The sequence below is a fragment of the Chenggangzhangella methanolivorans genome (assembly GCF_042648545.1).
GTDB classification, from domain to species: domain Bacteria; phylum Pseudomonadota; class Alphaproteobacteria; order Rhizobiales; family Methylopilaceae; genus Methylopila; species Methylopila methanolivorans.
In genome coordinates, this window is sequence record NZ_JBHRXS010000001.1 from 36679 (window position 1) to 62665 (window position 25987).

Annotated in this window: 26 protein-coding genes; 11 read left to right on the plus strand and 15 right to left on the minus strand. The window is 70.9% G+C overall.

The window, feature by feature from the left end; all coding sequences use genetic code 11:
• Positions 1–3: 3 nt before the first annotated feature.
• On the minus strand, positions 4–723 hold the full coding sequence (locus ACFOWB_RS00195; RefSeq protein WP_261401914.1) for a GntR family transcriptional regulator: 720 nt from the start codon (positions 721–723) through the stop codon (positions 4–6).
• A gap of 253 nt (positions 724–976) precedes the next feature.
• Here ACFOWB_RS00195 and ACFOWB_RS00200 point away from each other — a divergent pair, with 253 nt between their 5' ends.
• The 8 genes from ACFOWB_RS00200 to ACFOWB_RS00235 all read left to right on the plus strand — a co-directional run bounded on the left by ACFOWB_RS00200 (position 977) and on the right by ACFOWB_RS00235 (position 8555).
• Positions 977–2329, plus strand: a complete 1353-nt coding sequence (locus tag ACFOWB_RS00200; protein WP_261401913.1) for an SLC13 family permease — start codon at positions 977–979, stop codon at positions 2327–2329.
• A gap of 144 nt (positions 2330–2473) precedes the next feature.
• Positions 2474–4123 carry a malonate decarboxylase subunit alpha gene (gene mdcA, locus ACFOWB_RS00205; RefSeq protein WP_378145013.1) on the plus strand — a complete coding sequence of 550 codons (1650 nt, stop codon included), beginning with the start codon at positions 2474–2476 and terminating at the stop codon, positions 4121–4123.
• A gap of 3 nt (positions 4124–4126) precedes the next feature.
• Positions 4127–5098 carry a triphosphoribosyl-dephospho-CoA synthase gene (locus ACFOWB_RS00210; protein ID WP_261401912.1) on the plus strand — a complete coding sequence of 324 codons (972 nt, stop codon included), beginning with the start codon at positions 4127–4129 and terminating at the stop codon, positions 5096–5098.
• Complete coding sequence (locus tag ACFOWB_RS00215; RefSeq protein WP_261401911.1) at positions 5098–5385, plus strand: malonate decarboxylase subunit delta; 288 nt, start codon at positions 5098–5100, stop codon at positions 5383–5385. The genes ACFOWB_RS00210 and ACFOWB_RS00215 overlap by 1 nt, the downstream gene beginning before the upstream one ends.
• On the plus strand, positions 5382–6224 hold the full coding sequence (locus ACFOWB_RS00220; protein ID WP_261401910.1) for a biotin-independent malonate decarboxylase subunit beta: 843 nt from the start codon (positions 5382–5384) through the stop codon (positions 6222–6224). Before ACFOWB_RS00215 ends, ACFOWB_RS00220 begins: the two co-directional genes overlap by 4 nt.
• The gene (mdcE, locus tag ACFOWB_RS00225; protein WP_261401909.1) at positions 6221–7027 is read left to right on the plus strand and encodes a biotin-independent malonate decarboxylase subunit gamma; all 807 of its coding nucleotides are present in this window, start codon (positions 6221–6223) and stop codon (positions 7025–7027) included. The genes ACFOWB_RS00220 and mdcE overlap by 4 nt, the downstream gene beginning before the upstream one ends.
• A complete protein-coding gene (locus tag ACFOWB_RS00230) occupies positions 7024–7632 on the plus strand; it encodes a malonate decarboxylase holo-ACP synthase (RefSeq protein WP_261401908.1) in 609 nt (202 codons plus the stop codon). Before mdcE ends, ACFOWB_RS00230 begins: the two co-directional genes overlap by 4 nt.
• Complete coding sequence (locus ACFOWB_RS00235; RefSeq protein WP_261401907.1) at positions 7626–8555, plus strand: ACP S-malonyltransferase; 930 nt, start codon at positions 7626–7628, stop codon at positions 8553–8555. The genes ACFOWB_RS00230 and ACFOWB_RS00235 overlap by 7 nt, the downstream gene beginning before the upstream one ends.
• A 74-nt stretch (positions 8556–8629) precedes the next feature.
• Here ACFOWB_RS00235 and katG read toward each other — a convergent pair whose 3' ends face one another.
• Positions 8630–10795: a catalase/peroxidase HPI gene (gene katG / locus ACFOWB_RS00240; protein ID WP_378145019.1), complete on the minus strand. Its 2166-nt coding sequence runs from the start codon at positions 10793–10795 to the stop codon at positions 8630–8632.
• A gap of 161 nt (positions 10796–10956) precedes the next feature.
• Between katG and ACFOWB_RS00245 the strand changes: the two genes are divergently transcribed.
• A complete protein-coding gene (locus ACFOWB_RS00245; protein ID WP_261401905.1) occupies positions 10957–11880 on the plus strand; it encodes a hydrogen peroxide-inducible genes activator in 924 nt (307 codons plus the stop codon).
• A gap of 12 nt (positions 11881–11892) precedes the next feature.
• Here ACFOWB_RS00245 and ACFOWB_RS00250 read toward each other — a convergent pair whose 3' ends face one another.
• The gene (locus ACFOWB_RS00250; protein WP_261401904.1) at positions 11893–13947 is read right to left on the minus strand and encodes an ATP-dependent helicase; all 2055 of its coding nucleotides are present in this window, start codon (positions 13945–13947) and stop codon (positions 11893–11895) included.
• Positions 13948–14069: 122 nt separating this feature from the next.
• On the opposite strand from ACFOWB_RS00250, the gene ACFOWB_RS00255 reads away from it, so the two are divergent.
• Together ACFOWB_RS00255 and ACFOWB_RS00260 are read left to right on the plus strand one after the other, a co-directional pair.
• Entirely contained in the window at positions 14070–14306 is a 237-nt protein-coding gene (locus ACFOWB_RS00255; RefSeq protein WP_261401903.1) for a hypothetical protein, read from the plus strand.
• A 49-nt stretch (positions 14307–14355) separates the two neighbouring features.
• Positions 14356–15195, plus strand: coding sequence for an oxygenase MpaB family protein (locus ACFOWB_RS00260; RefSeq protein WP_261401902.1), 840 nt, complete (start codon positions 14356–14358; stop codon positions 15193–15195).
• Here the strand turns inward: ACFOWB_RS00260 and ACFOWB_RS00265 are convergent.
• From ACFOWB_RS00265 to obgE, 12 genes are all read right to left on the minus strand, one after another.
• On the minus strand, positions 15192–15701 hold the full coding sequence (locus ACFOWB_RS00265; protein WP_261401901.1) for an RNA pyrophosphohydrolase: 510 nt from the start codon (positions 15699–15701) through the stop codon (positions 15192–15194). The two genes, ACFOWB_RS00260 and ACFOWB_RS00265, sit on opposite strands and share 4 nt — an antisense overlap.
• Positions 15698–16894 carry a divergent polysaccharide deacetylase family protein gene (locus ACFOWB_RS00270; RefSeq protein WP_261401900.1) on the minus strand — a complete coding sequence of 399 codons (1197 nt, stop codon included), beginning with the start codon at positions 16892–16894 and terminating at the stop codon, positions 15698–15700. Before ACFOWB_RS00270 ends, ACFOWB_RS00265 begins: the two co-directional genes overlap by 4 nt.
• 204 nt (positions 16895–17098) lie before the next feature.
• Complete coding sequence (locus ACFOWB_RS00275) at positions 17099–18427, minus strand: S41 family peptidase (RefSeq protein WP_449252277.1); 1329 nt, start codon at positions 18425–18427, stop codon at positions 17099–17101.
• Complete coding sequence (locus ACFOWB_RS00280; protein WP_378145024.1) at positions 18427–19707, minus strand: murein hydrolase activator EnvC family protein; 1281 nt, start codon at positions 19705–19707, stop codon at positions 18427–18429. The genes ACFOWB_RS00275 and ACFOWB_RS00280 overlap by 1 nt, the downstream gene beginning before the upstream one ends.
• A 198-nt stretch (positions 19708–19905) precedes the next feature.
• A complete protein-coding gene (rlmH, locus tag ACFOWB_RS00285) occupies positions 19906–20388 on the minus strand; it encodes a 23S rRNA (pseudouridine(1915)-N(3))-methyltransferase RlmH (protein WP_378145026.1) in 483 nt (160 codons plus the stop codon).
• Between the two features lie 13 nt (positions 20389–20401).
• Positions 20402–20785 carry a ribosome silencing factor gene (gene rsfS / locus ACFOWB_RS00290; protein WP_378145028.1) on the minus strand — a complete coding sequence of 128 codons (384 nt, stop codon included), beginning with the start codon at positions 20783–20785 and terminating at the stop codon, positions 20402–20404.
• A gap of 143 nt (positions 20786–20928) precedes the next feature.
• A complete protein-coding gene (locus ACFOWB_RS00295) occupies positions 20929–21564 on the minus strand; it encodes a nicotinate-nucleotide adenylyltransferase (protein ID WP_261401897.1) in 636 nt (211 codons plus the stop codon).
• Between the two features lie 17 nt (positions 21565–21581).
• Positions 21582–22868 (minus strand): glutamate-5-semialdehyde dehydrogenase, encoded by a 1287-nt coding sequence (locus tag ACFOWB_RS00300; RefSeq protein ID WP_378145031.1) that lies wholly within the window; start codon positions 22866–22868, stop codon positions 21582–21584.
• Positions 22869–23084: 216 nt separating this feature from the next.
• On the minus strand, positions 23085–24209 hold the full coding sequence (gene proB, locus ACFOWB_RS00305) for a glutamate 5-kinase (protein ID WP_261401896.1): 1125 nt from the start codon (positions 24207–24209) through the stop codon (positions 23085–23087).
• Positions 24206–24604, minus strand: coding sequence for a type II toxin-antitoxin system VapC family toxin (locus ACFOWB_RS00310; RefSeq protein WP_261401895.1), 399 nt, complete (start codon positions 24602–24604; stop codon positions 24206–24208). The genes proB and ACFOWB_RS00310 overlap by 4 nt, the downstream gene beginning before the upstream one ends.
• Positions 24601–24879, minus strand: a complete 279-nt coding sequence (locus tag ACFOWB_RS00315) for a type II toxin-antitoxin system VapB family antitoxin (RefSeq protein ID WP_261401894.1) — start codon at positions 24877–24879, stop codon at positions 24601–24603. The genes ACFOWB_RS00310 and ACFOWB_RS00315 overlap by 4 nt, the downstream gene beginning before the upstream one ends.
• 48 nt (positions 24880–24927) lie before the next feature.
• Positions 24928–25974 (minus strand): GTPase ObgE, encoded by a 1047-nt coding sequence (gene obgE, locus ACFOWB_RS00320; protein ID WP_378145034.1) that lies wholly within the window; start codon positions 25972–25974, stop codon positions 24928–24930.
• Positions 25975–25987 lie beyond the last annotated feature (13 nt).

Sequence of the window (25987 nt, forward strand, 5' to 3'; positions counted from 1 at the left end):
AGCTCAGTCGTCGCGGCCCTGGCGCTCAAAGGCCGCGAGAAAATCGTTGAGCCGGTCGCCCTGGACGAGGATGTGGGTCTTCAGCTCGCGCTCGGCCGCCGCGGGATCGCCCGCCAGGATCGCGGCCGCGATGCGCTCGTGTTCGGCGAGCGAGACCGCGACGCGCGCGCCCGCCCTCAGCTGCAGCCGCCTGTAAGGCTTCAGGCGTTGATGGAGCCTGCGCGCCTCGTCACCCAGGAAGCCGTTGTGGGCCTGCGCGTAGATGACGTGGTGAAACCGCTCGTTGGCGAGATAATAGCTGTCGCTGTCGCTGCGCTCGGCTTCCGAGCGGCAGGCCGCAAGCGAGGTCTCGAGCTCGCGCCGGCCCGCGCTGTCGATCCGCCGCGCCGCGAGGCTCCCCGCCATCGCCTCGAGCGCCGCCATGGTCTCGAACCGCTCGATGATGTCGCGGAAGCCGAGCGAGGCCACGAAGGCTCCGCGACGGGGCTGAAGGGTCACGAGGCCGGTCGCCGCCAATTGACCGAGCGCCTCGCGCAGCGGCGTGCGCGACACGCCGAACCGGTCGGCGAGCGACTGCTCGTCGAGCCGGTCGCCCGGCTTAAACGCGCCGGTGACGATCGCGTTTTCGAGCTCGACCCGCAGCGCGTCGGCGCGTCTTGCGCCGGGCGCGAAAGCGATCGGCTCGGGCGTGGTCTCGGCTCTCGGTTTCGTAACGCCGGTCATGTCGCGCGGTCTTCTTTTGCGCCAGCCTAGGGTGCGCTCCGAAAATGCACAACCGAATTTCTTGTATACAAAAAGGTTGACACCGTATTCCCACGGGCGTTCCATGGGCGTCAACGAGAGCCGAAAACGGCCTTGCACCGCAGAGGAACCGCCATGAGAACGCCTGCTGCCGCGCCCCCGGGGCGCGAGGCGCCGGCTCGCGCCCGCTCGCCTTTCGCCGACGCTCGGAACTCCCGCAGGAGGAGCGCCGGCCATGTCGCCTGAACTTCTCTCGATCCTCGGCCTCGCGGCGATGTTCGTCGTCGCCACGATCCTGCCGGTGAACATGGGCGTCATCGCCTTCACCGGCGCGTTCCTGCTCGGGACGCTGGTGGCGGGCCTCACCACCAAGGCGATCCTCGGCTTCTTCCCGACCGGCCTGTTCCTGACTCTGGTCGGCATCACCTATCTGTTCGCCATCGCCCAGACCAACGGCACGATCGACTGGCTGGTGCGGCTTGCGGTGCGCGCCGTTAAGGGCCGGGTCGCGGCGATCCCGTGGATCATGTTCTTCGTCGCAGCCGCCCTGACCTCGGTCGGAGCGGTGTCGCCGGGCGCGGTCGCGATCATCGCGCCGATCGCGCTGGGCTTCGCCATCAAATACGGCATCTCGCCGCTGCTCATGGGCCTCATGGTCATTCATGGGGCGCAGGCCGGCGGCTTCTCGCCGATCTCGATCTATGGCGGCATCACCAACGGCGTCGTCTCCAAGGCGGGGCTGCCGCTCGAGCCGATGGTGACGTTCCTCGCGAGCTTCGCGGTGAACGCCGGCGTCGCCGTCCTGCTGTTCATCGCGCTCGGCGGCCGCAAGCTGTTCGGCGCGCGGCTCGAGCCGGCGGGCGCGAACGGCGCCCCGGCCGGCGGTTACGCCCGGAGCCCCGAGACGCCCGAGCGCTACGGCGACGCCGAGACCGAGGCGCTGCTCGCCGAAGAAGACATCGCGAGCAACCGCAAGGTCGACCACCCGATGGCCGACAACCGGCAGTACCAGATCCTGACGCTCGCCGGCATTCTGCTGCTCGCTGTGCTGACGCTTGGCTTCAACCTCGACATCGGCTTCTGCGCGATCGCGATCGGCCTCGCGCTTTCGCTCGTCTCCCCGACGCTCCAGCGCAAGGCGGTCGCGCAGGTGACGTGGCCCGAGATCGTGCTGATCACGGGCGTCAGCACTTACGTCGGCGTGATGGAGAAGATGGGCACGATCTCCTACGTGGCCGACGGCGTCGCAGGCCTCGCTTCGCCGCTGACCGCAGCCCTCCTGCTCTGCCTGATCGGCGCGGTGGTGTCGGCCTTCGCATCCTCCACCGCGGTGCTCGGCTCGCTGATCCCGCTCGCCGTGCCCTTCCTCCAGGGCGATTCCGGCGTCGGCGCGATCGGCTTCATCGCCGCCATGGCGGTGTCCTCCACCATCGTCGACGTGTCGCCGTTCTCGACCAACGGCGCGCTGGTGCTCGCCAATGCGCCCGAGGGCTCGCGCGACGGCTTCTTCAGGCAGTTGCTGAGCTACGGAGCGCTCGTCACGATCGTCGCGCCCTTCGTGGTCTGGTTCCTGTTCGTGGTGCTGTGAGGATGAGCGACGGTTCAAGACATGGCGTCATCCCCCGGCTCGTCCGGGGGATGACGCCCGATCACGGATCGCCGCGCCAGCCGAACTGTGGATGCCCCGGACGAGCCGGGGCATGACGAGCCTTATCCGGAAAGGTTGGGTTCAATGCCCGAAATGACCGCGTCCCGCTCCTGGACCGCCCGCCGCGACAACAAGCTCGAGCGGCTTCGCGCGGCGTCCGCCTTCGCGGACGGCAAGGTTCTGGACAGCGCTAGGATGGTCGAGGCGCTCGAAGCGATCCTGCGGTCCGGCGACCGGGTCGCGCTCGAGGGCGACAACCAGAAGCAGGCGGACTTCCTCTCCCGATCGCTCGCCGAGGTCTCGCCCGAGAAGGTGCGCGACCTCCACATGCTGATCTCCTCGATCTCCCGGCCGGAGCAGATCGACGTGTTCGAGACGGGCGTCGCAAAGAAGATCGACTTCGCCTATGCGGGCCCGCAGAGCCTGCGCGTCGCGCAGCTGCTCGAGGACGGCCAGCTCGAGGTCGGCGCGATCCACACCTATGTCGAGCTCTATGCCCGCATGTTCGTGGACCTGACGCCGCGCGTCGCGCTGGTGGCGGCCGAGAAGGCCGACCGGCGCGGCAACCTTTATACGGGCGCCAACACCGAGGACACGCCGACCATCGTGGAGGCCTGCGCCTTCGGCGGCGGGATCGTGGTCGCGCAGGCCAACGAAATCGTCGACGAACTGCCGCGCGTCGACATTCCCGGCGACTGGGTAGACCTCGTGGTGAAGGCCGACCGGCCGGCCGCGATCGAGCCGCTGTTCACCCGCGACCCGCGCCTCATCACCGAGCAGCACATCCTGATGGCGATGCTCGCGATCCGCGGCGTCTACGAACGCCACGGCGTCGTCTCGCTCAACCACGGCATCGGCTTTAACACCGCGGCCGTCGAGCTGCTGCTGCCGACCTACGCCGAGCGGCTCGGGCTGAAAGGCCAGATCTGCAAGCACTGGACGCTCAACCCGCACCCGACCCTCATCCCGGCGATCGAGAGCGGCTGGGTCGAGAGCGTGCACTGCTTCGGCGGCGAGGTCGGCATGGAGGACTACATCGCGGCCCGCTCCGACGTGTTCTTCACCGGCCGTGACGGCTCGCTGCGGTCAAATCGCGTGCTCTGCCAGCTCGCGGGCCAATACGCGGTCGACATGTTCATCGGCGCGACGCTGCAGATCGACGGCGACGGCAACTCCTCCACCGTGACCAGCGGGCGCCTCGCAGGCTTCGGCGGGGCGCCCAATATGGGCCACGATCCCGGCGGGCGCCGCCACGCCAGCAAGGCCTGGCTCGACATGAAGACCGACCCCTCCCCCACCGCGCGCGGCAAGAAGCTCGTCGTGCAGATGGCCGAGACCTTCCAGAAGGGCGGCGTGCCGACCTTCGTGGAGGAGCTCGACGCCGTCGGCGTCGGCAAGGCGGCCGGCATGCCGATCGCGCCGGTGATGATCTATGGCGACGACGTCAGCCATGTCGTGACCGAGGAGGGCGTCGCCTATCTCTATCTCGCGGCGGACGAGGACGAGCGCCGCGCCGCGATCGCAGCCGTGGCGGGGGTGAGCCCGATCGGCCTGCGGCACGACGCGCGCCGCACCGACGACCTCCGCGCCAAGGGGCTCGTGGCCTATCCGGAGGATCTCGGCGTCGATCCCGCGGAGGCGAAACGCTCGCTGCTCGCGGCCCGCACCATTGAGGATCTGGTCGACTGGTCCGGCGGCCTCTACCGCCCGCCCGCCAAGTTCAGGAGCTTTTGAGCGATGAGCGACCTGCTTGATAGGGACGCGAGCCGAGGCGCAGCGCGTGCTTCGAGACGGCGCTTCGCGCCTCCTCAGCATGAGGACTGTTGGAGCCCCTCCCCCGTCCCTCATGCTGAGGAGCGCGCCACGGGCGCGCGTCTCGAAGCACGCAGTTCCTCTCAGCTCTTCGCCGACCTCGCGGCCTCCGCGCTGATCGCGGAGGCGTCTCTCACCCCCAAGCCCGGCCTCGTGGACGCCCGCGGACCGGGCGCGCACGCAGACGTCGAGCTCTCCCATTTCCTCGCCTCGGCCGAGGCGCTGCGGCCGACCTTCGCGGCGCTGGCGCGGGCGGCGGAGGGGCGCGAGCCCTCGCAGGCGCTGCGCGAGGAGCTCGCAGCCGTCGGCCGCGAGGGCGAGGCCGCGATGTTCGCCGCGACCGGCGGCGCAAACACCCACCGCGGCGCGATCTGGGCGCTCGGACTGCTGGTCGCGGCCGCGGCGATGCGACCCGCCGCCTCCGCGACGGACATCCGCGAGACCGCCGGCGCAATCGCGCGATTCGAGGACAGCGCCGCTCGGCCGTTGGACCTCAACGGCGCGCGCGCGTGCCGGGCCTATGGCGTGACGGGCGCGCGCGGCGAGGCCGCGGCCGGCTTTCCGCATGCGGCGACGGCTCTTCGCGCCCTGCGAACCTCCCGCCGTCAGGGCGCCCCCGAGGCCGCGGCCCGGCTCGACGGGCTGCTCACGGTGATGGCCACGCTCGACGACACCTGCCTGCTCCACCGCGGCGGCCTCAGGGCGCTCAGGATCGCCCGGCTCGGGGCGCGCGCGGCGCTCGCCGCCGGCGGAGCCGGGACGCCCGACGGCATGGCGGCGGCGAAGGCGCTCGACCGCCGCCTGCTGGCGCTGAACGCCTCGCCCGGCGGCGCGGCCGACATGCTCGCCGCCGCGCTGCTGCTCGACGCGCTCGATCCGAAGGGAGAGGACGCCTGATGGAAAGCTTCGAACTCCGCTTCTCCGGAAACGCGCCGATCGGCGGTCGCGCGCATGTGGGCGTCGTGGGCTCCGGCGATCTCGAGGTCCTGATGGAGCCCGCGAACGAGACCGTGGTCTCGGTGCGCACCAGCGTCGACGGCTTCGGCATGATCTGGCGCGCGACGCTGGAGCGCTTCCTCGCCCGCAACCCGATCGCCGCGAAGATCGAGATCAACGATTTCGGCGCGACGCCGGGCGTCGTGTCGCTGCGGCTCGCCCAGGCGCTCGAGGAGGCCCGCCGATGACCCGCCCCGCCCTCCTCGACCGCATCAGCTTCGTCGAGCTGAACGCCCGCGCCCGCGCCATGGCGCTGCTGGACGCGGGCTCGTTCCGAGAGCTGCTCGGCCCGTTCGACCGCATCGAGTCGCCGTGGCTTCCCCGCCAGGGCGTCGTCCCGCAATCCGACGACGGCGTCGTGGCGGCGCGCGGGACGATCGGCGGCGCGCCGGCGGTCGCCATCGCGATCGAAGGCGCGTTCCAGGGCGGCTCCACCGGCGAGGTATCGGGCGCCAAGATCGCGGGAGCGCTCGAGCTCGCGCTGAAGGATTGCGAGGCCGGCCGGCCCATCCGGCCCGTGCTCGTTTTCGAGACCGGCGGCGTGCGGCTGCAGGAGGCCAATCTCGGCCTCGCGGCCATGGCCGACGTGCACGCCGCAGTCGTCGCTCTTCGCCGCCGCACGCCCGTCGTCGGCGTGATCGCCGGCATGATCGGCTGCTTCGGCGGCATGGGCATCACGGCCGGGCTGATGAGCCGACTGATCGTGACGCGACAGGCGCGGCTCGGGCTCAACGGCCCGGAGGTCATCGAGCAGAACGCCGGCCTCGACGAGCTAGACAGCCGAGACCGGCCTTTGATCTGGAGCCTCACGGGGGGCGAGCAGCGCCACGCAGTCGGCCTCGCCGACGACCTCGTGGCCGATGACGCCGAAGCGATTTCGGCCGCCGTGCGCGCGGCCTTCGAGGCGGGCGCGCCGCGCGAGCACAACAGCCAGCGGATCGACTTCTGGCGCGCGCGGCTCGACCGCCTGCCCGCGCGCGCCGAAGGCCCGGCTTTGCGCCAAGTCTGGAAGGGAGACGAGGCATGAGCGCCGTTCCGACAAGCCGCGGCCGCACCTGGTTCGACGCGCTCGCCGGCGAGGCCGCGCGCCTCGAAGGCGGGCCGCCCTCCGTGCTCGCGGCCGACGCCCCGATCGGCGGCGAGAGCGTGCGGATCATCTCGGTGGTTCCCGATCCCGAAAACCGGTTTCCGCGCGCCCGCGAGGGCGAAGTCGGCCTCGACGAAGGCTGGGGCGTGGCGGCCCGGGTCCGCGAGGTTCTCGGCGGCGAGACGCGGCCGGTGCTCGCGGTCGTCGACGTCCCAAGCCAGGCCTATGGCCGCGCGGAGGAGCTTTTTGGCATCCACCTCGCCTGCGCGGCGGCGGCCGACGCCTACGCCAGCGCCCGCCTCGCCGGCTGTCCAGTGGTCTCGCTCATCGTCGGCCGGGCGCTCTCCGGCGCTTTCCTCGCGCATGGCTATCAGGCCAACCGGGTGCTCGCGCTCGACGATCCCGGCGTCTCCATCCACGCCATGGGCAAGCAGGCGGCCGCGCGCGTCACCAAGCGCACCGTCGAGCAGCTCGAGAAGCTCGGCGAGGAGATCCTGCCGCTCGCCTATGACGTCCGCTCCTTCGCGAAGCTCGGCCTGGTGCACGAGCTGATCGGCGGCGTCGACGCCGACGCGCCGGGTCCGGACCACGTCGCGAAGGTCGCCGAGCGCATTTCCGCAGCGATCGCCGACGCGCGCCAGGGTCCGCGCGACCTGTCGAGCCGCCTGACGTCCGAGGCCGCGCGCGAGAACCGGACGGCGTCGATCCGCGTGCGCGAGGCGCTCGCGGCGCAATGGGGGTGAGGCCGCACGACCTGCTCCGGCTCGCCTCGCCGACCGCCGTCGAGGCAGCCGCGGCGCCGGCTTGGGTCGCGGCGGCGCTCGCAGCGACGCCCTGGGTGGTGGCGCGGCGCGCGGGAGAAGCCGGCGGCCGCATCGCCGTCGGCGTGCGCGGCGCGACGCGGTCGGAGCGGTTCGCGGCCCATGTCCCAACCACTGCGGTCGTCGAGACGCTCGGCCCCGAGGATCTCGCGGACCGGCCGCCGCCGCGCGCCCACAGCGCCTTCGACGCCATGGCGGCGCTGCGGCCGGCGCTGGACGACGTCGGATGCGGCTGGGGACCGGCGGGCGCGGCCGGCTTCGAGCTTGCGACCGGCCGTCCGGCGCTCACCGCCGACAGCGACCTCGACCTCGTGTTGCGCCTCCGCGCTCCGCCGCGCGACGGCGTCCTCGCCGGCCTCGCGGCGGCGGCGCGGCGCGCGCCGTTGCGCGTCGACGTCCTGCTGGAGGCGCCCGCAGGCGCGGCGGCGCTTGAGGAGTATCTCTCGGACGTCGAAAGCGTCCTGCTGCGCACGCGGGAGGGGCCGCGGCTCGCGCGGCGCGGCGCGCTCTGGACCGGGCCGTGCTGAAGACCGCGCTGCTCTTTCCGGGTCAGGGATCGCAGCGGCCCGGCATGCTGGCGGGCCTGCCCGACCACCGCGCGGTTCACGACGCGCGTGAGGAGGCCGCGGCGATCCTCGGCCGCGACTGGCGCTCGCTCGACGACGCCGACGCGCTGTCGCGCACCGACGGCGCGCAGCTCGCGCTCACGATCGCGGGCGTCGCGGCGGGCCGCGCCTTACTGGCCGAAGGCGCGCCGATCGACGTGGTGGCGGGTCATTCGGTGGGGGCGTTTCCGGCCGCGGTCGTGGCCGGAGCGCTGTCGTTCCAGGACGCGATCGAGCTGGTCCGGCTGCGCGGAGGCCTGATGGCCAAGAGCCACCCGCAGGGCTACGGCATGACCGCGATCCTCGGCTTGCGCGAGGCGGCGGTGGCGCGGCTCGTCGACGAGGCGCGAGCCGCCGGGGAGCTCTACGTCTCCAACCGCAACGCCGAACGTCAGATCGTGGTCTCGGGCGCCGACGCCGCGCTTGCGCGGGTCGCCGAGCTCGCGCTCGAGCGCGGCGCGCGGAAGGCCGAGCGGCTCGCGGTCGCCACGCCCTCTCATTCTCCGCTGGTCGCGCCCGTGGCCGATCGCCTGCGCGCTGCGATCGCGCAGGTCGCGCTCTCGGCGCCTGCGATCGCGGTGGTGAGCGCGCGCACGGCCCGCCGGCTCCGCGCCGCAGACGCGATCGGCGAGGATCTCGCCTCAAACGTCGCCGAGCCGGTTCGCTGGCGCGACGCCGCGCAGCTGCTCGGGGAGCTCGGCGTCAGGACCGCGCTCGAGGCCCCGCCGGGCTCGACCCTGCGCGACCTCACGGCCGAAGCGATCGAGGCGGCGGAGGTGGTTTCGCTCGACGGCGCGGATATCTCGGCGCTTGCAAGGCTCGCCGCGGTCCGCAGCGCGGACTGACGGCTCCGCGCAAAAAAATCCCGGCGCCGCGTGAAGCGGCGCCGGGAGCGTTTTTTAGGTCGATCGACGGCCGATCAGGCCGCGAGGTCGAACCGGTCGAGGTTCATGACCTTGACCCAGGCGGCCACGAAGTCCGAGACGAACTTCTCCTTCGCGTCGGAGGCCGCATAGACCTCGGCGAGCGCGCGCAGGATCGAGTTCGAGCCGAAGACGAGGTCGGCGCGCGACGCCGTCCAGGTCTTGTCGCCGGTCTTGCGGTTCACGCCGTCGAACGACCGCTTGGTGTCGTCGGTGGCCTTCCACTTGGTGTCCATCGAGAGCAGGTTGACGAACACCTCGTTGGTGAGCGCCCCCGGGGTCGAGGTCAGCACGCCGCGCGAAGACCCGTCGGCGTTGATGTTGATGGCGCGAAGGCCGCCCATCAGCACGGTCAGTTCCGGCGCGGTCAGCGTCAGGAGCTGGGCGCGGTCGACGAGCGCGACCTCGGCCCGCTTGGTGCCGCCGGTCTCGTAGTTGCGGAAGCCGTCGAGCTCGGGCTCCAGATAGCTGAAGCTCTCGACGTCGGTGTCTTCCTGTCTGGCGTCGGCGCGGCCGGGCGTGAACGGCACCACGACGTCGTGGCCGGCGGCCTTGGCCGCCTGCTCGACGCCGACGGAGCCCGCCAGCACGATGAGGTCGGCGATCGACACCTTCTTGCCGCCCTGCTCGAACTGAGCCTTCACGGCTTCGAGCGCCGCCAGCACCTTGGCGAGCTGGGCCGGCTGGTTGACCTCCCAGTCCTTCTGCGGAGCCAGACGGATGCGCGCACCGTTGGCGCCGCCGCGCTTGTCGCCTCCGCGGAACGTGGACGCGGACGCCCAGGCGGTCCCGACGAGTTCGGAGACCGAGAGGCCAGCCTCGGCGATCTTGGCCTTGAGCGCCGCGACGTCCGCGTCATCGACCAGCGGGTGGTCGACGGCCGGGATCGGATCCTGCCAGATCAGCACTTCCTTCGGGACTTCCGGGCCCATGTAGCGCGAGCGCGGGCCGAGATCGCGATGGGTCAGCTTGAACCAGGCGCGCGCGAAGGCTTCGGCGAAGGCCTGCGGGTCTTCGAGGAAGCGGCGCGAGATCTTCTCGTAGATCGGATCGAAGCGCAGCGACAGGTCGGTCGTCAGCATGGTCGGCTTGATCTTCTTCGTGGCGTCGTGCGCCATCGGAATGATCTCGGGGGCGTCCTTGGCCTCCCACTGGATCGCGCCGGCCGGGCTGCGGGTCTGCACCCACTCGAACTTGAACAGGTTCTCGAAGAAGAAGTTCGACCACTGGGCCGGCGTCTGGGTCCAGGTGACCTCAAGGCCCGAGCCGATGGCGTCGCCGCCGTGGCCCGCGCCGTAGCTCGACGTCCAGCCGAGGCCCTGGTCCTCGATGTCGGCGGCTTCCGGATCCGGGCCCTTGTAGGACTCGGCTTCCGCGCCGTGGGTCTTGCCGAAGGTGTGGCCGCCGGCGATCAGCGCGACGGTCTCCTCGTCGTTCATCGCCATGCGCTTGAACGTCTCGCGGATGAACTCGGCCGCCGTCAGCGGGTTCCCGTCGGCGTTCGGACCCTGCGGGTTGACGTAGATCAGGCCCATCTCGGTCGCGCCGAGGTCCTTGCCGAACTGCTCGGGATTGCGGTGCGTCAGCCACTCGGTGTCCGAGCCCCAGTTGACGTCGCGATCCGGCTCCCAGGTGTCGGCGCGCCCGCCGGCGAAGCCGAAGGTGCGGAAGCCCATGGTCTCGAGCGCGACGTTGCCCGTGAGGATCAGGAGGTCGGCCCAGGAGATCGCCTGGCCGTACTTCTGCTTGATCGGCCACAGCAGGCGGCGCGACTTGTCGATGTTGACGTTGTCCGGCCAGGCGTTGAGGGGCGCGAAGCGCTGCTGGCCGCGACCGCCGCCGCCGCGGCCGTCCATGAGGCGATAGGTGCCGGCGGCGTGCCACGACATGCGGATGAACTGCGGGCCGTAATGGCCGAAGTCGGCCGGCCACCACTCCTGGCTCTCGGTCATCAGCGCGCGCAGGTCGCGCTTCAGGCCCTGATAGTCGAGCTTCTTGAAGGCCTCGCGGTAATTGAATTCCTTGTCGAGCGGATCGGACTTGGCGGAGTGCTGGTTGAGCAGGTCGACCGGCAGCGTGTTCGGCCACCAGTCGGTGTTCTGCCTCGGGCCCCCGTGCGCGACGGGGCACTTGCCGACGTTGTCCTCGGTCTTGGCGTCCATTTTCATTTCTCCGATTGTGGCTCGGCTGATAGGGCGTCGTCGGTCCGCGGAGCGATCGGCGGCTTCCGCGCGACCTGTCCGCCCCTTCCTTGGGAGCGTTCTAGCAAAGCCGTTTCATTATATTAATTCCGATTTCCTGATTGTGACGATAAGTCGTCCTTATGAAAAACCTCACCCTCAAGCAGTTCCGCTATTTCGAGGCGCTGGCCCGCCACGGCCATTTCGGCCGCGCGGCCGAGGCCTGCGCCATCTCCCAGCCGGCCTTGTCCATGCAGATCAAGGCCTTGGAGGAGGAGCTCGGAGCGCCGCTGTTCGAGCGCGACCGGCGGCAGGTGCGGCTGACGAATTTCGGCGAGGAGATCGCCCTGCGCGCCCGCGACATCCTGCGCGCGCTCGACGATCTCGAGGGCTTTGCGCGCGCCTCCCGCGGAAGGCTGGTCGGCCGGCTGCGCATCGGCGTGATTCCGACCGTCGCGCCCTATCTGCTGCCGAGCCTCATCGCCGACCTCATCCGCCTCCATGGCGGCCTCGACCTCCACGTGCGCGAGACGCTGACGCCGAAGCTCGTGCAGGAGCTGAACGACGGCCGCATCGACGTCGCGATCGTCGCCTTGCCCGTCTCCGAGCCCTCGCTCACGGAAGCGCCGCTGTTCACCGAGGAGTTCGTGCTCGTGCGCCCGCGCGCCGACGAGGGCCAGCCCGTCCCCAACCGCGAGGCGCTGCGCGAGATGCGGCTGCTGCTGCTGGAGGAAGGCCACTGCTTCCGGGAACAGGCGCTCACCTTCTGCAACCGCCCGACGCACGCCGCGCAGCCGCGCGGCCTGCTCGACGCAAGCTCGCTCTCGACGCTCGTCCAAATGGTCGAGGCGGGGCTCGGCGTCACGCTCATTCCCGAAATGGCCGTCGGGGTCGAGACCCGCTCGGCCTCGGTGTCGATCGCGCGCTTCACGAACCCGAAGCCCTCGCGCACCATCGGCATGGTGTGGCGCACGACGAGCCCCCTCACCGCGCAGCTGCTGCAGATGTCGGAGACCGTGCGCCGTTCGGCCGGAGCGCTCGGCCAGGCGGCCGCGGCGCGCGCGTGATCCGCCTGCGCTTCAGCCCCACATCGCCTTCATCTTGGCGCGCAGGTCGACCTTCGCGGTCCCGGCGGGCCGCGCCGCCGGCTCGGCCGCGGCCGGCGGCCAGGCGATCGCCTCGAACAGGCCGAGCATCGCCGCAGTGATGAAGCGGGTGCGGGCGGCGTAGACGTGCCGGTCGCCGCGCGCCGCCTGCCCGTGGACGTAGAAGCGCTGCGGCAGCACGATCGAGAGCGCGTCCTTGGCCCGCGTCATGGCGACGTAGAGCAGGCGGCGCTCCTCCTCGATCTCCTCGCGCGAGCCGACGCCGAGGTCGGAGGGCATGCAGCCGTCGACGCCGTTCAGCACGAAGACCGAGCGCCACTCCTGCCCCTTGGCGGAGTGAATGGTCGACAGGATCAGGTAGTCGTCGTCCTTCGACGGCGGGCCGGCCTCGTCGCTGGTCGCGTCCGGCGGGTCGAGCGTGAGCTCGGTGAGGAAGCGCTGGCGCGAGGGATAGGTGGCGGCGATCTGCTCGAGCTGCGCGAGGTCCGCCCGGCGCGTCTCGGCGTCCTCGTGGACGCGTTCGAGCTGCGGGTCGTACCACCGGCGCGCCGCCGCGATCTCGCCCGGCCATCCGGCCTGCCCCGTGGCGAGCGTCGCGATCGTCTCGGCGAAGGCCGCCCAGTCGGCCGCGGCGCGCGGCGGCGGCGAAGCGGCGGTGAGCGCCTCGAACGGCGCCGAAGCGGCCGCGATCGCGTCGAGCGCGCGGGCGGCCGTCGAGGGCCCGACGCCCGGAATGAGCTGCATGGCGCGGAAGCCCGCGGTGCGGTCGCGCGGGTTCTCGGCGAAACGCAGCAGCGCCAGCATGTCCTTGACGTGGGCGGCGTCGAGGAATTTGAGGCCGCCGAACTTCACGAACGGAATGTTGCGCCGGACGAGCTCGAGTTCGAGCGGCGCGCTGTGGGAGGAGGTGCGGAACAGCACCGCCTGCTGCTTGAGCGTCTCGCCCGCCTCGCGGTTCTCGAGCACGGCGTCGGCGACGAAGGCGGCCTGCGAGGCCTCATCGCGGACCGAGACGAGGCGCGGCCGCCCGCCGCCTTCCCGGCCCGACCACAGGTTCTTGGTGAAGCGCTCCGACGCCTCGCCGATGACGGCGTTGGCGGCGGAAAGGATCGGCTCGGTCGAGCGGTAGTTGCGGTCGAGCGTGACGATCCGCGCGGGCGGCGAGAAGGCGGCGGGAAAGTCGAGAATGTTGCGCACCGTGGCGGCGCGGAACGAGTAGATCGCCTGCGCGTCGTCGCCGACCACCGCAAGGCCGCGCCCGTCGGGCTTGAGCGCGGTGAGGATCGAGGCCTGCAGGCGGTTGGTGTCCTGGTATTCGTCGACCAGCACGTGGTCGAACGCCCCGCCGATCTCGGCCGCGATCCCGGGCTCGGCGGCCATCTGCGCCCAGTAGAGCAGCAGGTCGTCGTAATCGAGCACGTTCTGGGCCTGCTTGGCCTCGACATAGGCGGCGAACAGACGCCCGAGCTCGTCGGCCCATCCGGCGCACCAGGGGAACGAGCGCCCGAGCGTTTCGTCGATGCGCGCCTCGGCGTTCACGGCGCGTGAATAAATCGACATGCAGGCGCTCTTGGTCGGGAAGCGCTTGTGGGTCTTCGAGAAGCCGAGCTCGTGACGGACCACGTTCATGAGGTCGGCGGCGTCCTCGCGGTCGAGGATGGTGAATTGCGGGTCGAGCCCGATCGTCTCGGCGCGGTCGCGCAGCAGCCGCGCGCCGACGCCGTGGAACGTGCCGGCCCAGGGCAGCGACAGCGCGCCGCCGATCTGGGGCCCGAGGGCCTCGCGCAGGATGCGTTCGACGCGCCGGATCATCTCGACGCTCGCGCGGCGCGAGAAGGTCAGGAGCAGGATGCGGGCCGGGTCCGCGCCGCGCGCCACCAGATGCGCGACCCGGTGGGCGAGCGTGTTGGTCTTGCCCGAGCCCGCGCCCGCGATGACGAGCAGCGGCCCGCACGGGCCCGTCGCGCCATGCTCCACCGCCTGCCGCTGCTCGTCGTTCAGCTTGTCGAGATAGGCCTCGGCCGCCACCAGTCGCCGCCTCGAATCGATGTCCGCGTCGCGCTCGGGCGAGTGAGCCCCATTCGCGTTTCGTTCGCAATCGGCTCCGGCGCCCCTGTCGCGCCGGCGCGATCCGTGCGAGCCTCGACGACATGGGCGCCAACACCGACGACGGCTTCATCGTGGAGAGCCAGGCGCAGCCGGCCGAAGAGGGCCGCGCCGCGACGCTGATGGTCTTCCTCGTGCTCGCAAGCGACGAGACCGAGGCGCTCGGCCTCGTCGAGGCCGACCATCCGGGCCTCGAGCACCGCATCTCGTCGAGCGGACCCGAGATCAAGGCGCAGGCGGCCCGGCTCGGGATCGAACCGGGCACCTATCGCCAGATCTAGCGTCGAGGTTCGGCTTGGCGGCCGGCGACCGGAAGCCCACATTCTCCCCATGAAAGCAGCGCGCAGAGCCGTCCGCGACCAGGTGCTCAAGATCGTCGGCGTCGAGCGGCGCGCCGGCGAGGCGCCGCCGCCTTCGGCCGAGGGGCTGTTTCCGCCGGGCTCGATCGTCCGCGCGGTCCATGCCGACTTCACCTCGATGATGATCGGCGGCGTCGGATCGCTGCTGCTCCAGATGCTTCACCCGTCGGCGCTCGCCGGCGTCTGGGACCATTCGGACTTCCGCAAGGACATGGCGGGGCGGCTGCGGCGCACCGCGCGCTTCGTCTCCGTCACCACCTACGGCGCGAAGGACGACGCCCTCGCCGCGATCGCGCGCGTCAGGGCGATCCACGAGAAGGTCGCGGGAGCCCTGCCGGACGGGACGCCCTACGCGGCGTCCGACCCGGAGCTCCTCAGATGGGTCCACGTCGCCGAGACGCGCTGCTTCCTGGAGGCTCATCTGCGCTATCGCGCGCCCCGCACGCCCGCGGCCGACCAGGACCGCTACTTCGCCGAGATGGCGAGCGTCGCGCGCCTCCTCGGCTCCGCGGAGCCGCCCGCGACCCGCGCCGACGCCGAGGCCTATCTCGAGGCGATGCGCCCGCGGCTCAAATGGGACGCGCGCACGCGACGGGTCGCGAGCCACCTGCTGTCGCAGCCAGCCGTCGCGCCGTCCTTCGCGCCGGTCGACGGCTTCATCTTCGACGCCGGCTGCGACCTCCTCCCGGACTGGGCCGCCGAGATGCACGGGCTTGGCCGAAGTCCGCGGGCGCGTCGCGCGGTGCGGGCGCGCGCCTACGGCGCCGGGGCGCTGCTGCGATGGGCGATGCGCGTCGACGCCACGGCTTAGGCCGCGAAGCGCCCGAAGGTCTCGACGACCTGACGGTAGACCGAGCGCTTGAACGGCACGATCAGCGCCGGCGTCTCGGCGAGGTCCGCCCAGCGCCACTCGTCGAACTCCGGCTTGTGGCCGGGCGGCGCGAGGTCGATCTCTGCGTCCTCTCCGGTGAAGCGGAACGCGAACCAGAGCTGGGTCTGGCCGGAAAACTTGCCGCCGCGGGCTCGCGCGAGGATCTCGGGCGGGAAGTCGTAGGTGAACCACTCCGGCGCCTCGGCGAGGAGCTCGGCCGAGCGCACGCCCGTCTCCTCCTCGAGCTCCCTGCGGGCCGCGGTCAGCGGGTCCTCGTGGCGGTCGATCCCGCCCTGCGGCATCTGCCAGCGGTGGACGAGCTTTTCGGCGTCTCCGGCTCCGGACTTGCGACGACCGACGAACACCTTGCCTTGCGCGTTGAAGAGCGCGACCCCGACGCAACGCCGATAGGGCAGCCGCCGCCCGTCCGCCGGCGCCGCGCTCACGACCGGTCCTGCGGCTTGATGACGGCGGTGAGCGGCGACAGCGTCAGGCCGCGGGCCGAGAGCCCCGAGCGCCAGGCCTCGATGCGCTTCAGCGTGAGCGGCGAGGCGCTCGCCCAGCCGACCGCGGAGCCGTTCTCCCTGGCGCGGCGCTCGAGCTCGGCGAGCGCGCCGTCGATCGCGCCGGCGTCCGGCGCGGCGTCGATCGGCGCGCCAGCGCGGGCGTAGAGCAGCCCGGCGCGCTCGGCCACCGCGCCGAAGCGGCTCTCCCGGTCGGTCTGGCCAAGGAACATCAGGCCGCGGCGCGCAAGCTCCGCGAACACCGGCTGGAGCGCCTCGTCGGCCTGCAGGAAGCGGCCGCCCGCGAGCGGGGCGACGCCGACATAGCCCCGCGCCCGGGCGAGCGCCCAGCGCAGGCGCTCGAGATTGGCGGGGGCCGGAAGGCTCGCCAGCAGCGTCTGCGGGCCGGGGTCGTTCGAGGGATAGGCGAACGGCTCCATCGGGGCCTGGATCAGCGTCTCGTGGCCGTCCTTGCGGGCGGCCTCGACGAACTCGCCGACGTCGGAGCCATAGGGCGAGAAGGCGAGCGTCACCTCGCCCGGCAAGCCCTTGATCGCGGCGAGCGTCGCGTCGCGGCCGACGCCGAGGCCCGCGACCACCAGCGCCACGCGCGGCGCGTCGGCGGGGCCGGCGGCGGCGCGGGCGTAGACGTCGACGGGCCGCTTGCCGTCCGGGGCGATGCGCGGAAGCTGGCCGTAGCGGCTGTCCTCCAGCATCGCGGTCTGGAGATCGGCGGCGGGAGCGGGAGCCGCGGCCTGCGCCGAGGGGGCGTCGTGGCCGTTGGCGTCCGGCACGCGGATGATGACCGGTCCGCTCTTCGGCATCGGGTCGCCCGGCCGTACGATCCTCACGCCCTCGCGCGAGAACGACGGCTGTTCGATCTCGGCGGCCGCATGGGCGTCGGGCTCGGCCGCCGACTTCTGCGGCGCGGAGGGCGCGCGGCGCTCGATCGCGGCCGTCGCGACCGGCTCTCCGCCGAGAGGATCATGGACGAACATCGCCCAGAGCCCGGCGGCCGCCAGCGCGCCGCCGACGCCGAGCGCGAGCAGCGTCATGCCCTCGACCTTCGGGCGCGGGAACGGGAGCTTCGCCGGCTTGCGCGCCTTGAGCGGCTTCTTGAGTTCGTCCTCGGTCATCGGTCTCGTCGGCTGGCCGTGCGAGACGATAACGGATTCGCGCCCGCTGCGTCGAAGAAACGCGCGCCGATCCCCAGGGCGATCGGAGCGGGGATCGGAACGAGCCGCCGCCCTCCAAGACTGGCGCAAAGACCCCCCCCTTCCGCAGAGCGCGGAAGGGGGTCGGATCTGGCCGGAATCTCCGCGGAGTTCGCGGAGGTCTTGTCAGTTCGCCGAGGTCTTGCCCTGGGGCGGGAAGGCGGCGTTCGACTGGATGCCGCGCATCAGGTCGAGGGCGTAGTTGAGCTGCTTGTCGTCCTTGCGCTCGGCCGGCACGTAGGCCGAAGAGCCCGACTGCTCGTCTTCGCCGTTCTTGAGGTGACCCTTCAGGCCCGCCTCGCCCTTGGTCTCGAAGTCCTTGTCCTTCATGTCCTCGGGCAGTTCCTGCTTCACCTCGATGTCGGGCGAGATGCCCTTCGCCTGGATCGACTTGCCCGACGGCGTGTAGTAGCGCGCGGTGGTGAGGCGGATGGCCCCGTTGCCCCCGAGCGGGATGATGGTCTGGACCGAGCCCTTGCCGAAGGAGCGCGTGCCGAGAATGGTCGCGCGCTTGTGGTCCTGCAGGGCGCCGGCGACGATCTCCGACGCCGAGGCCGAACCGCCGTTCACGAGCACGATCACCGGCTTGCCCTTGGCGAGATCGCCCGGACGCGCGTTGAAGCGCTGCGACTCTTCCGGATTGCGGCCGCGGGTCGAGACGATCTCGCCGCGCTCGAGATAGGCGTCGGAGACCGCGATCGCCTGGTCGAGCAGGCCGCCCGGATTGTTGCGCAGGTCGATGACGAAGCCCTTGAGCTTGTCGTTCGGCACCTTGCTCTCGATCTGGTCCAGGCCCTTGTTCATCATCTCGAACGTCTGGGCGTTGAACTGGCTGACGCGGATGTAGCCGATGTCGTCGTTCAGCACTTCCCACTTGACCGAGTCGAGGCTGATCTCGGCGCGGGTGAGCTTCACCTCGACGGGCTTCTCGATGTTCTCGCGCTGGATGGTCAGCGTGATGGGCGTGCCGACCGGCCCGCGCATCTTGTCGACCGCCTGCTCGAGCGTCATGCCCTCGACCTGCTGGCCGTCGATCTGGGTGATGACGTCCTTGGCGCGGATGCCGGCCTTCTGCGCCGGCGTGTCGTCGATCGCGCCCTCGACGCGGATCAGCTTCTCGAACATCTGCACCTTGATGCCGAGGCCGCCGAACTTGCCGTCGGTGTTGGTGCGCATGTCCTTGAACGCCTTGGCGTCCATGTAGCTCGAATGCGGATCGAGGCCCGAGAGCATGCCGTTGATGGCGCTCTCGACGAGCTTGGCGTCGTCCGGCTTCTCGACATAGTCGGCGCGCACGCGCTCGAACACGTCGCCGAACAGGTTCAGCTGGCGGTAGGTGTCGGCGGAGCCCGCGGCCTCCGCCACGGACCCGAAGAAGGCGCGAGGCTGCAGCGCCATGCCGGCCGCCGAGGCGCCGATCACGGCTCCGAAGAGCACCAGAGTAACCTTTCGCATCATCCGCCTACCTTTTCGCCGGGATTGCCGGCGGCCCACCAGGGCGAGGGGTCGATCGAGCCGCGGTCCTTGCGGAACTCGACGTAGAGCACTGGACGATCCGGCGAGGTGGTCGCCGGCCGTGCCGGTCCGGCGGCCGCGCCGCGCATCGTCGCCACAGGCTCTCCCGCGAGAACAAACTGGTTCAATGCGACGGAAATACGCTCCATGCCCGCAAGAAGCACATGATAGCCGCCGCCCGCGTTCAGGATCAAGAGTTGGCCGTAGGACCGGAACGGCCCGGCATAGACCACCCAGCCGTCGCACGGGGCGGTCACGGGCGCGCCGGGCGAGGCCGAGATCGACACGCCCTTGGAGGCGCCGCCGCCCCCGTCGCCGTCTCCGAACCCGTGGATCCTCTTGCCCGAAACGGGCAGCGGCAGCAGCCCGCGCGCCTTCTCGAACGGCATAGCCGGGGCGAGCCTCGACGCGTTCGCCAGCTGTCCCGCGCCTGCGCCCGATCCGTCTTGCGCCGGCGCCTTGGCGGCCTCGGCTGCGGCGCGCGCGGCCTGCTCCTTCTCCATCTTCGCGATCAGCGCCTCGAGATCGCCGACGCCGCGGACGAGTTCCGCGGTTTTCGCGACCTCGCCCTGGAGGTCGTGCTCGCGAATCACGGACTGGCGCTGGCGCTCCTCGACGAGCGCCGCGAGGCGCTCCTGCTGGCCGCCGAGATCGAGAATCTCGCGAGCGAGCGCGTCGCGCTCGTCGGTCATCAGGCCCTTGAGCCGCACGAGCTCGCGCAGGTCCGAGCCGAGCGCCTCCGCCTCGGCGCGCATGTCCGGCACCACGGCGCCGAGCAGCATGGCCGAGCGCACCGCTTCGAGCGCGTCGTTCGGGCGGACGAGCAGCGCCGGCGGCGGCTGGCGGCCCATGCGCTGGAGCGCGGCGATGACGTCGGCCAGCACGCCTCGCCGGGCCGCGAGCGAGACCTTGAGCTGGCGCTCGGACTCAGCGAGCTCTCCGATGCGGCGGCTCCGCTCCTCGACCTGCGGCTCCTTGGTCCGGATCGCCGCCACCGCCGAGGCGAGGCTTTCCTGCAGCTTGCCGCGCTCGCCCTTGAGCGCCTCGATCTCGGCCGCGATGGCCTGCCGGCGCTCTTCCGCGGCCTTCAGATCCTGGCGCGCGGACTCGAGGGCGCGGCGCTGTTCCCCGGCGGGATCTGGGGCCGGCTCCTGCGCGCGCGCGCCTCCGGCCGCGAGAGCGGCGGCGAGAGCAAGCGCGCTGAAGAGGATCCTGACCATCGGGTCGATTTCAGTCCCGGCTGATTAAGGTTTCGTCAACCAAGCTCGCGAAACGGAGGCCGACTGCGCGCTTCGAGACAGCCGCTTTGCGGCTTCCTCAGCATGAGGGACGATGAGGATGTCGAAAACGGTCCTCATGCTGAAGAGCCGGCCGACAAGGCCGACGTCTCGAAGCGCGCAGTCGATCTCCGCCTCGTCTCACGCCCGATGATATGGGTGCCCGGCGAGAATGGTCGCGGCGCGATAGAGCTGTTCGGCGAGCAGGATGCGCACGATCTGGTGAGGCCATGTCATCGCGCCGAAGGCGAGCCGCGCCTGCGCGTCGGCCAGGAGCGACGGGTCGATCCCGTCCGCGCCCCCGATCACGAAGGCGATTCCGGCCGCGCCGTCGTCGCGGCGGCGACCGATCGCGGCCGCGAAGGCCTCGCTGGACATGGTCTTGCCGCCCTCGTCGAGGGCGAACAGCGCGAGCTTCGGATCGAGCGCCGCGCGAAGGGCCGCGGCCTCGTCGCGCTTGCGCTCCTCCGCCCGCCGGGCGCGCGACTCGTCGAGCTCGATGACGTCGGGCGCGTCGAGCCCGACGCCGCGGCCGATCTTGCCGATCCGCTCGAGATAGCGGCGCGCAAGGTCGCGCTCGGGGCCCGCCTTCAGGCGGCCCACCGCCGCGACGACCAGACGCAAGTCTAGTCTCGCGTCAGGACAGCGGCATTTCCACCGGACGGCCGGCCGACCACATCTTCTCGAGATTGTAGAAGGCGCGGACTTCCGGGCGGAACAGGTGGACGATCACGTCGCCGCAATCGATCAGCACCCAGTCGCAATGCGGCAGGCCCTCGACCTTCACTTTGCCGTGGCCGGCGTTCTTCAGCTCCTCCTGGAGCTTGTCGGCGATGGAGCCGACATGCCGATTGGAGCGGCCGGACGCGATCACCATCTCATCGGCCATCGCGGATTTTCCGCGCAGGTCGATGACGGTGGTCTCTTCCGCCTTGTTGTCTTCGAGCACGTCGAGGATGAGGTGAAGCAGCGCCAGGTCAGCCGCTTGCGCGGCGCCGGCGCCAATGTGAGCCGCCGGCAAGGGCGTCTCCTTCAGCGCGATGGTGGACAGGGTAATGGCCTTCCGTCTGCCGTCCTCAAGCCGGAGTCACGCCCCAGCCATCGAACATTAAGGCCGAGAGCTGCGACATTTCAACCGTCGCGGCCACAAGCGTGTCGAAACCCTTAAAGCGATGCGCCCCGGCCACGCAGCGCCGTGGACGACAGATCGAGCCTCCGGCCATGCAGAAACGCCCAGGCGGGCGGCTCCATATGCGCGAGCCCCGCGGCGTCGCGCTCGTCGATCCGGGAGCGGCGCAGCACGGCGGCGGCGCGGCTCGAGAGCGGCGCGAAGGTGCCGCCGGGCCGGTCCACGACCGCGATCGGCGTAAGCCCAGCGAGCTCCCGCCAGCGCCCCCAGCCATGCAGCGAGGCGAGATTGTCCGCGCCCATGACCCAGACGAACCGCACGTCTGGGGCGCGGCTCTTGAGATGGCGGACCACCTCGAAGGTGCGCGCAGCCCCGATCCCGGCCTCGACGTCGGTGACGACGATCCTCGGATTGTCCAGCAGCGCCCGCGCCGCCGCCATGCGGTTTGCGGCGGGAGGAAGCGCACGGTTGTCCTTCAAAGGATTGCCGGGCGTGACGAGCGCCCACAGCCGGTCGAGACCGAGTTTTTCAAGCGCGGTCTCGGCCACCATGCGATGGGCGGCGTGCGGCGGGTTGAACGAGCCGCCATAGAGGCCGATGGCCATGCCCGGCGCATGCGGCGGCAGGCGCGGCGTCAGCGTGCGGGAGACGGGGCGCTGAAAGCTCGTCATCCCGGCCGAGCATATTCTCACGGCCGCGTCTGGCCGGCCCCGTGGACGCGGTAGTTGAACGAGGTCAGCTGCTCGACGCCCACCGGCCCGCGGGCGTGCATGCGGCCCGTGGCGATGCCGATCTCGGCCCCGAAGCCGAACTCGCCGCCGTCGGCGAACTGCGTCGAGGCGTTGTGGACCACGATCGCGCTGTCGACCTCGGCCAGAAACCTCGCCGCCAGCCGCTCGTCGTCGGTGACGATCGCGTCGGTGTGGTGGGAGCCATAGGTCTCCACGTGGTCGATCGCCGCCTCGATCCCGTCCACCACCTTCACGGCGATGACGGCGTCGAGATATTCGGTGCGCCAGTCCTCTTCGGTCGCAGGCGTCACGCGGGAATCGACCGCGCGGGTCTCGGCGTCGCCGCGCACCGCGCAGCCGGCGTCGAGCAGCGCCTTCACGAGCGGGGCGAGATGCGTCGCGGCGACGGCGCGATCGACGAGAAGAGTCTCGGCCGCGCCGCAGACGCCGGTGCGGCGGAGCTTGGCGTTGAGAATGATGTCGGTCGCCATGCCGAGCTGCGCGCCGGCCGCCACATAGACGTGGCAGTTGCCCTCGAGATGCGCGAACACCGGCACGCGCGCCTCTTCCTGCACGCGCGCCACGAGCCCCTTGCCGCCGCGCGGCACGATGACGTCGATGTTTCCGTCGAGCCCCGAGAGCATCGCGCCGACCGCCGCGCGGTCGCGGGTGGGGACGAGCTGGATCGCGTCGACGGGCAGGCCGGCCTCGTCGAGCCCGAAGGCAAGCGCCTCATGGATCGCTACGGAGGAGCGGAAGCTGTCGGCGCCGCCGCGCAGGATCGCGGCGTTGCCGGCCTTGAGGCAGAGCGCGCCGGCGTCGGCCGTGACGTTGGGGCGGCTCTCATAGATGACGCCCACGACGCCGAGCGGCGTGCGCACGCGATCAATCCGCAGGCCGTTGGGACGGGTCCAGGACGCGATGGTCTCGCCGACGGGATCGGGAAGGCCGGCGACGATCTCCAGCCCCTCGGCGACGCCCGCGAGGCGCGAATGGGTGAGCGTCAGCCGGTCGATGAAGGAGCCCGCGACGCCCGAGGCCTTGGCGGCCGCCACATCCGCCTCGTTCGCGGCCATGACCGCGGCTTCGGCCTCGCGAAGACGGCGGCCGGCCGCGGTCAGCGCCACGATCTTGGCCTCCCGCGGCGCGAGCGCGAGCGCCCGCGCGGCCCGGCGGGCGCGGCGTCCGACATCGGCCATCACGGCCGCGACGTCGTCGGTCTGGCGTTCGAGCGCGAGCGACATGCGCGATCTCCCACGGTTTCGAGGCGTCCTAGCGCGATTTCGCGCGAGCGTCATCAGATGGGAGCGGATCGATCGAAACGCCACCCTCTTCTTGTCCCGGACCTGATCCGGGACACAGAACCGATCCGATCTCCACTGAGAGCACGGCGCGTCGCGCGAACCTTGAACCACCGTCGGTTCTGGGTCCCGGATCAAGTCCGGGACAAGAGAGGCGGTTCAGGCGCCCGTCAGCACGAGATCATCCCGATGGATGATCGCGGCGCGGCCCTTGAAGCCGAGGATCTCCTCGATCTCGGCCGAAGGCTTTCCGCGCAGACGGTTGGCGTCGCCGGAGTCGTAGGATACGAGCCCGCGCGCGACCTCCACCCCGTCCGGCGCGCGCACGATCACGGCGTCGCCGCGCGAAAAATGGCCCTCGATCTTCGTGACGCCCGCCGGCAGCAGCGAGCGGCCGTGGTTGAGCGCCGACGCCGCGCCGGCGTCGACATGGATCGCGCCGCGGGGAGCCAAAACGCCGGCGATCCAGCGCTTGCGGGAATGCGCGGGGCTCTCATGCGGCAGGAACCAGGTGCAGCGCCCGCCGTTTTCGACCACCGACAGCGGCTTCTCGACATGGCCGGCGGCGATCAGCATGTGGACGCCCGCGCCGGTCGCGATGCGCGCGGCCTCGATCTTGGTCTTCATGCCGCCGCGCGAAAATTCCGACGCCGCGCCGCCGGCGATCGCCTCGATGGCCGGCGTCACGCGCTCCACCACCGGGATCAGCGTCGCGGTCGGGTCGCTCGCGGGCGGGGCGGTGTAGAGCCCGTCGATGTCGGAGAGCAGCACGAGGCAGTCGGCGCTCGCCATGGAGGCGACGCGCGCGGCCAATCGGTCGTTGTCCCCGTAGCGGATCTCCTGCGTCGCGACCGTGTCGTTCTCGTTGACGACCGGCACGGCCTTCAGCGCCAGCAACCGCGCCAGCGTCGCGCGGGCGTTCAGGAAGCGGCGGCGCTCTTCGGTGTCGCCGAGCGTCAGCAACACCTGGCCGGCGTTGAGCCCATGGGCGCCCAGCGCCTCGCTCCAGGCGCGGGCGAGCGCGATCTGGCCGACGGCGGCGGCCGCCTGGCTGTCCTCGAGCCGCAAGGGGCCGCGCGGCAGCTTCAGCACGGTGCGGCCGAGCGCGATCGAGCCGGACGAGACGACCACCACCTCGGCTCCGCGGGCGGCGTGGCGGGCGAGGTCCTCCACCAGCCCGTCGAGCCAGGCGCGCTTGAGCCGTCCGGCCTTCTGGTCGACGAGCAGCGCCGAGCCGATCTTTACGACGATGCGGTTGAAGGAGGCGAGAACGGGAAGGGTCACGGGAGATAGGCCGGGCGAATGTCGGTGCGGGCGAAGTCGTCGCCTTTGAACAGGAGCGGAAGATCGTCGCAAGACGCGACCGCGTAGGAAAAACAGTCGCAGATGTTGAGTTGGGCCGGATGTCCGCGGCCTTTGCCGAAGCGGCGATGGGCTTCATGCGCGGCAGCGGCGTGCCGGTCGTCGAACGGCTCGATCGTCACGGTGGGGCGCTCCAGGATCTCTTCGAGAAGTTCGAGACCGCCGCGTCCCGCCTTCGATTCAATCACAATGCGGGCTTCCGCCAGCGTGGGAGCGCCGATTTTCGCAGCCGCCCGCGCCATGATCGAAGAGAAGATCTCGGCTTCCTCTTCCTGCATCACGATGCAGACCAGCGCCGACGTATCGACCGCGATCATTTCGGCAGGCCGTTCTCGTCATACATGTCGCTGTGGTCCGACGTGACGCCCTCGGGCAAGGTCGCCCTCACGGCCCTCGCCTTCTCCATGATGCCGTCCACCCAACTGCGCTCTTCCTCATTGAGGTCCGCATAGGTGGTCGGCCGGTAAGTCTTGCGATCGAGGGTCTCGAGCGCGCGCTCCACCACTTCGGTGGTCGAAACTCCAAGTCGCCGCGAAAGGCGGTTGGCGGCTTCATAAGCGCGATCGCTTCGAACGTTGAGTTGGCGGGCCATCGCCATAGCTCCGGATGCTAGCACTGATGCTAGCATATAGGTCTTCATTCAGGGCCGCCACGCCTCCTCGGCGACCTTGGGCGCCTGTTCGGCCGCTTCGACGCCCTTGGCCTCGTCGATCACGGAGAGGAGCTTTCGCAACGTCTCCGGCACGTCTTCGCCCGAAAGCGCGGAGAGAACGACCGGCGTCTTCTTGGCGGCGCGCTTCAAGCGCGCCAACTGCTCCTTGCGGAGCTCCGGCGACAGCGAATCCGCCTTCGACAGCGCGACGATCTCGGGCTTGTCCGAAAGCCCGCCGCCATAGGCCTCGAGCTCGCCGCGCACGACCTTATAGGCTTGGCCCGCATGCTCGCAGGTGCCGTCGACGAGATGGAGAAGCACGCGGCAGCGCTCGACATGGCCGAGGAAGCGGTCGCCGAGGCCGACGCCTTCGTGCGCGCCCTCGATGAGGCCCGGAATGTCCGCCATCACGAACTCTCGGCCGTCGACGCCGACGACCCCGAGGTTCGGCTCGAGCGTCGTGAACGGATAATCGGCGATCTTGGGCTTGGCGGCCGAAACCGCGGCCAGAAAGGTGGACTTGCCGGCGTTCGGCAGGCCCACGAGGCCTGCGTCCGCGATCAGCTTCAGGCGCAGCCAGATCCAGCGCTCGTCGCCCGGAAGGCCCGGATTGGCGCGGCGCGGGGCCTGATTGGTCGAGGTCTTGAAATAGGCGTTGCCGAAGCCGCCGTTGCCGCCCTTGGCCAGCACGATCGACTGGCCCACTTCCGTGAGGTCGGCCAGCAGCGTCTCCTCGTCCTCGTCGAAGATCTGCGTGCCGACCGGAACCTTGAGCACCGCGTCCGCGCCGTTCGCGCCGGTGCGGTTCTTGCCCATGCCGTGCACGCCGGTCTGCGCCTTGAAGTGCTGCTTGAAGCGGTAGTCGATGAGCGTGTTCAGCCCCGCGACGCACTCCACCACGACGTCGCCACCGCGCCCGCCGTCGCCGCCGTTCGGCCCGCCGAACTCGATGAACTTCTCGCGCCGGAACGACACGCAGCCTGCGCCGCCGTCGCCGGAGCGAACATAAACCTTGGCCTGATCGAGAAATTTCATGATTTTTGACGTC

Excerpts from the sequence above, each read along its gene's own strand:
- obgE (WP_378145034.1), bottom strand. The coding sequence starts at position 25,974 with ATGAAATTTCTCGATCAGGCCAAGGTTTATGTTCGCTCCGGCGACGGC.
- ACFOWB_RS00210 (WP_261401912.1), top strand. The coding sequence starts at position 4,127 with ATGAGCGACCTGCTTGATAGGGACGCGAGCCGAGGCGCAGCGCGTGCT.
- ACFOWB_RS00245 (WP_261401905.1), top strand. The coding sequence starts at position 10,957 with ATGAAAAACCTCACCCTCAAGCAGTTCCGCTATTTCGAGGCGCTGGCC.
- ACFOWB_RS00260 (WP_261401902.1), top strand. The coding sequence starts at position 14,356 with ATGAAAGCAGCGCGCAGAGCCGTCCGCGACCAGGTGCTCAAGATCGTC.
- ACFOWB_RS00270 (WP_261401900.1), bottom strand. The coding sequence starts at position 16,894 with ATGACCGAGGACGAACTCAAGAAGCCGCTCAAGGCGCGCAAGCCGGCG.
- mdcE (WP_261401909.1), top strand. The coding sequence starts at position 6,221 with ATGAGCGCCGTTCCGACAAGCCGCGGCCGCACCTGGTTCGACGCGCTC.
- ACFOWB_RS00315 (WP_261401894.1), bottom strand. The coding sequence starts at position 24,879 with ATGGCCCGCCAACTCAACGTTCGAAGCGATCGCGCTTATGAAGCCGCC.
- ACFOWB_RS00310 (WP_261401895.1), bottom strand. The coding sequence starts at position 24,604 with ATGATCGCGGTCGATACGTCGGCGCTGGTCTGCATCGTGATGCAGGAA.
- ACFOWB_RS00255 (WP_261401903.1), top strand. The coding sequence starts at position 14,070 with ATGGGCGCCAACACCGACGACGGCTTCATCGTGGAGAGCCAGGCGCAG.
- ACFOWB_RS00195 (WP_261401914.1), bottom strand. The coding sequence starts at position 723 with ATGACCGGCGTTACGAAACCGAGAGCCGAGACCACGCCCGAGCCGATC.
- ACFOWB_RS00280 (WP_378145024.1), bottom strand. The coding sequence starts at position 19,707 with ATGGTCAGGATCCTCTTCAGCGCGCTTGCTCTCGCCGCCGCTCTCGCG.
- ACFOWB_RS00275 (WP_449252277.1), bottom strand. The coding sequence starts at position 18,427 with ATGCGAAAGGTTACTCTGGTGCTCTTCGGAGCCGTGATCGGCGCCTCG.
- ACFOWB_RS00300 (WP_378145031.1), bottom strand. The coding sequence starts at position 22,868 with ATGTCGCTCGCGCTCGAACGCCAGACCGACGACGTCGCGGCCGTGATG.
- ACFOWB_RS00295 (WP_261401897.1), bottom strand. The coding sequence starts at position 21,564 with ATGACGAGCTTTCAGCGCCCCGTCTCCCGCACGCTGACGCCGCGCCTG.
- mdcA (WP_378145013.1), top strand. The coding sequence starts at position 2,474 with ATGCCCGAAATGACCGCGTCCCGCTCCTGGACCGCCCGCCGCGACAAC.
- ACFOWB_RS00215 (WP_261401911.1), top strand. The coding sequence starts at position 5,098 with ATGGAAAGCTTCGAACTCCGCTTCTCCGGAAACGCGCCGATCGGCGGT.
- ACFOWB_RS00200 (WP_261401913.1), top strand. The coding sequence starts at position 977 with ATGTCGCCTGAACTTCTCTCGATCCTCGGCCTCGCGGCGATGTTCGTC.
- katG (WP_378145019.1), bottom strand. The coding sequence starts at position 10,795 with ATGGACGCCAAGACCGAGGACAACGTCGGCAAGTGCCCCGTCGCGCAC.
- ACFOWB_RS00220 (WP_261401910.1), top strand. The coding sequence starts at position 5,382 with ATGACCCGCCCCGCCCTCCTCGACCGCATCAGCTTCGTCGAGCTGAAC.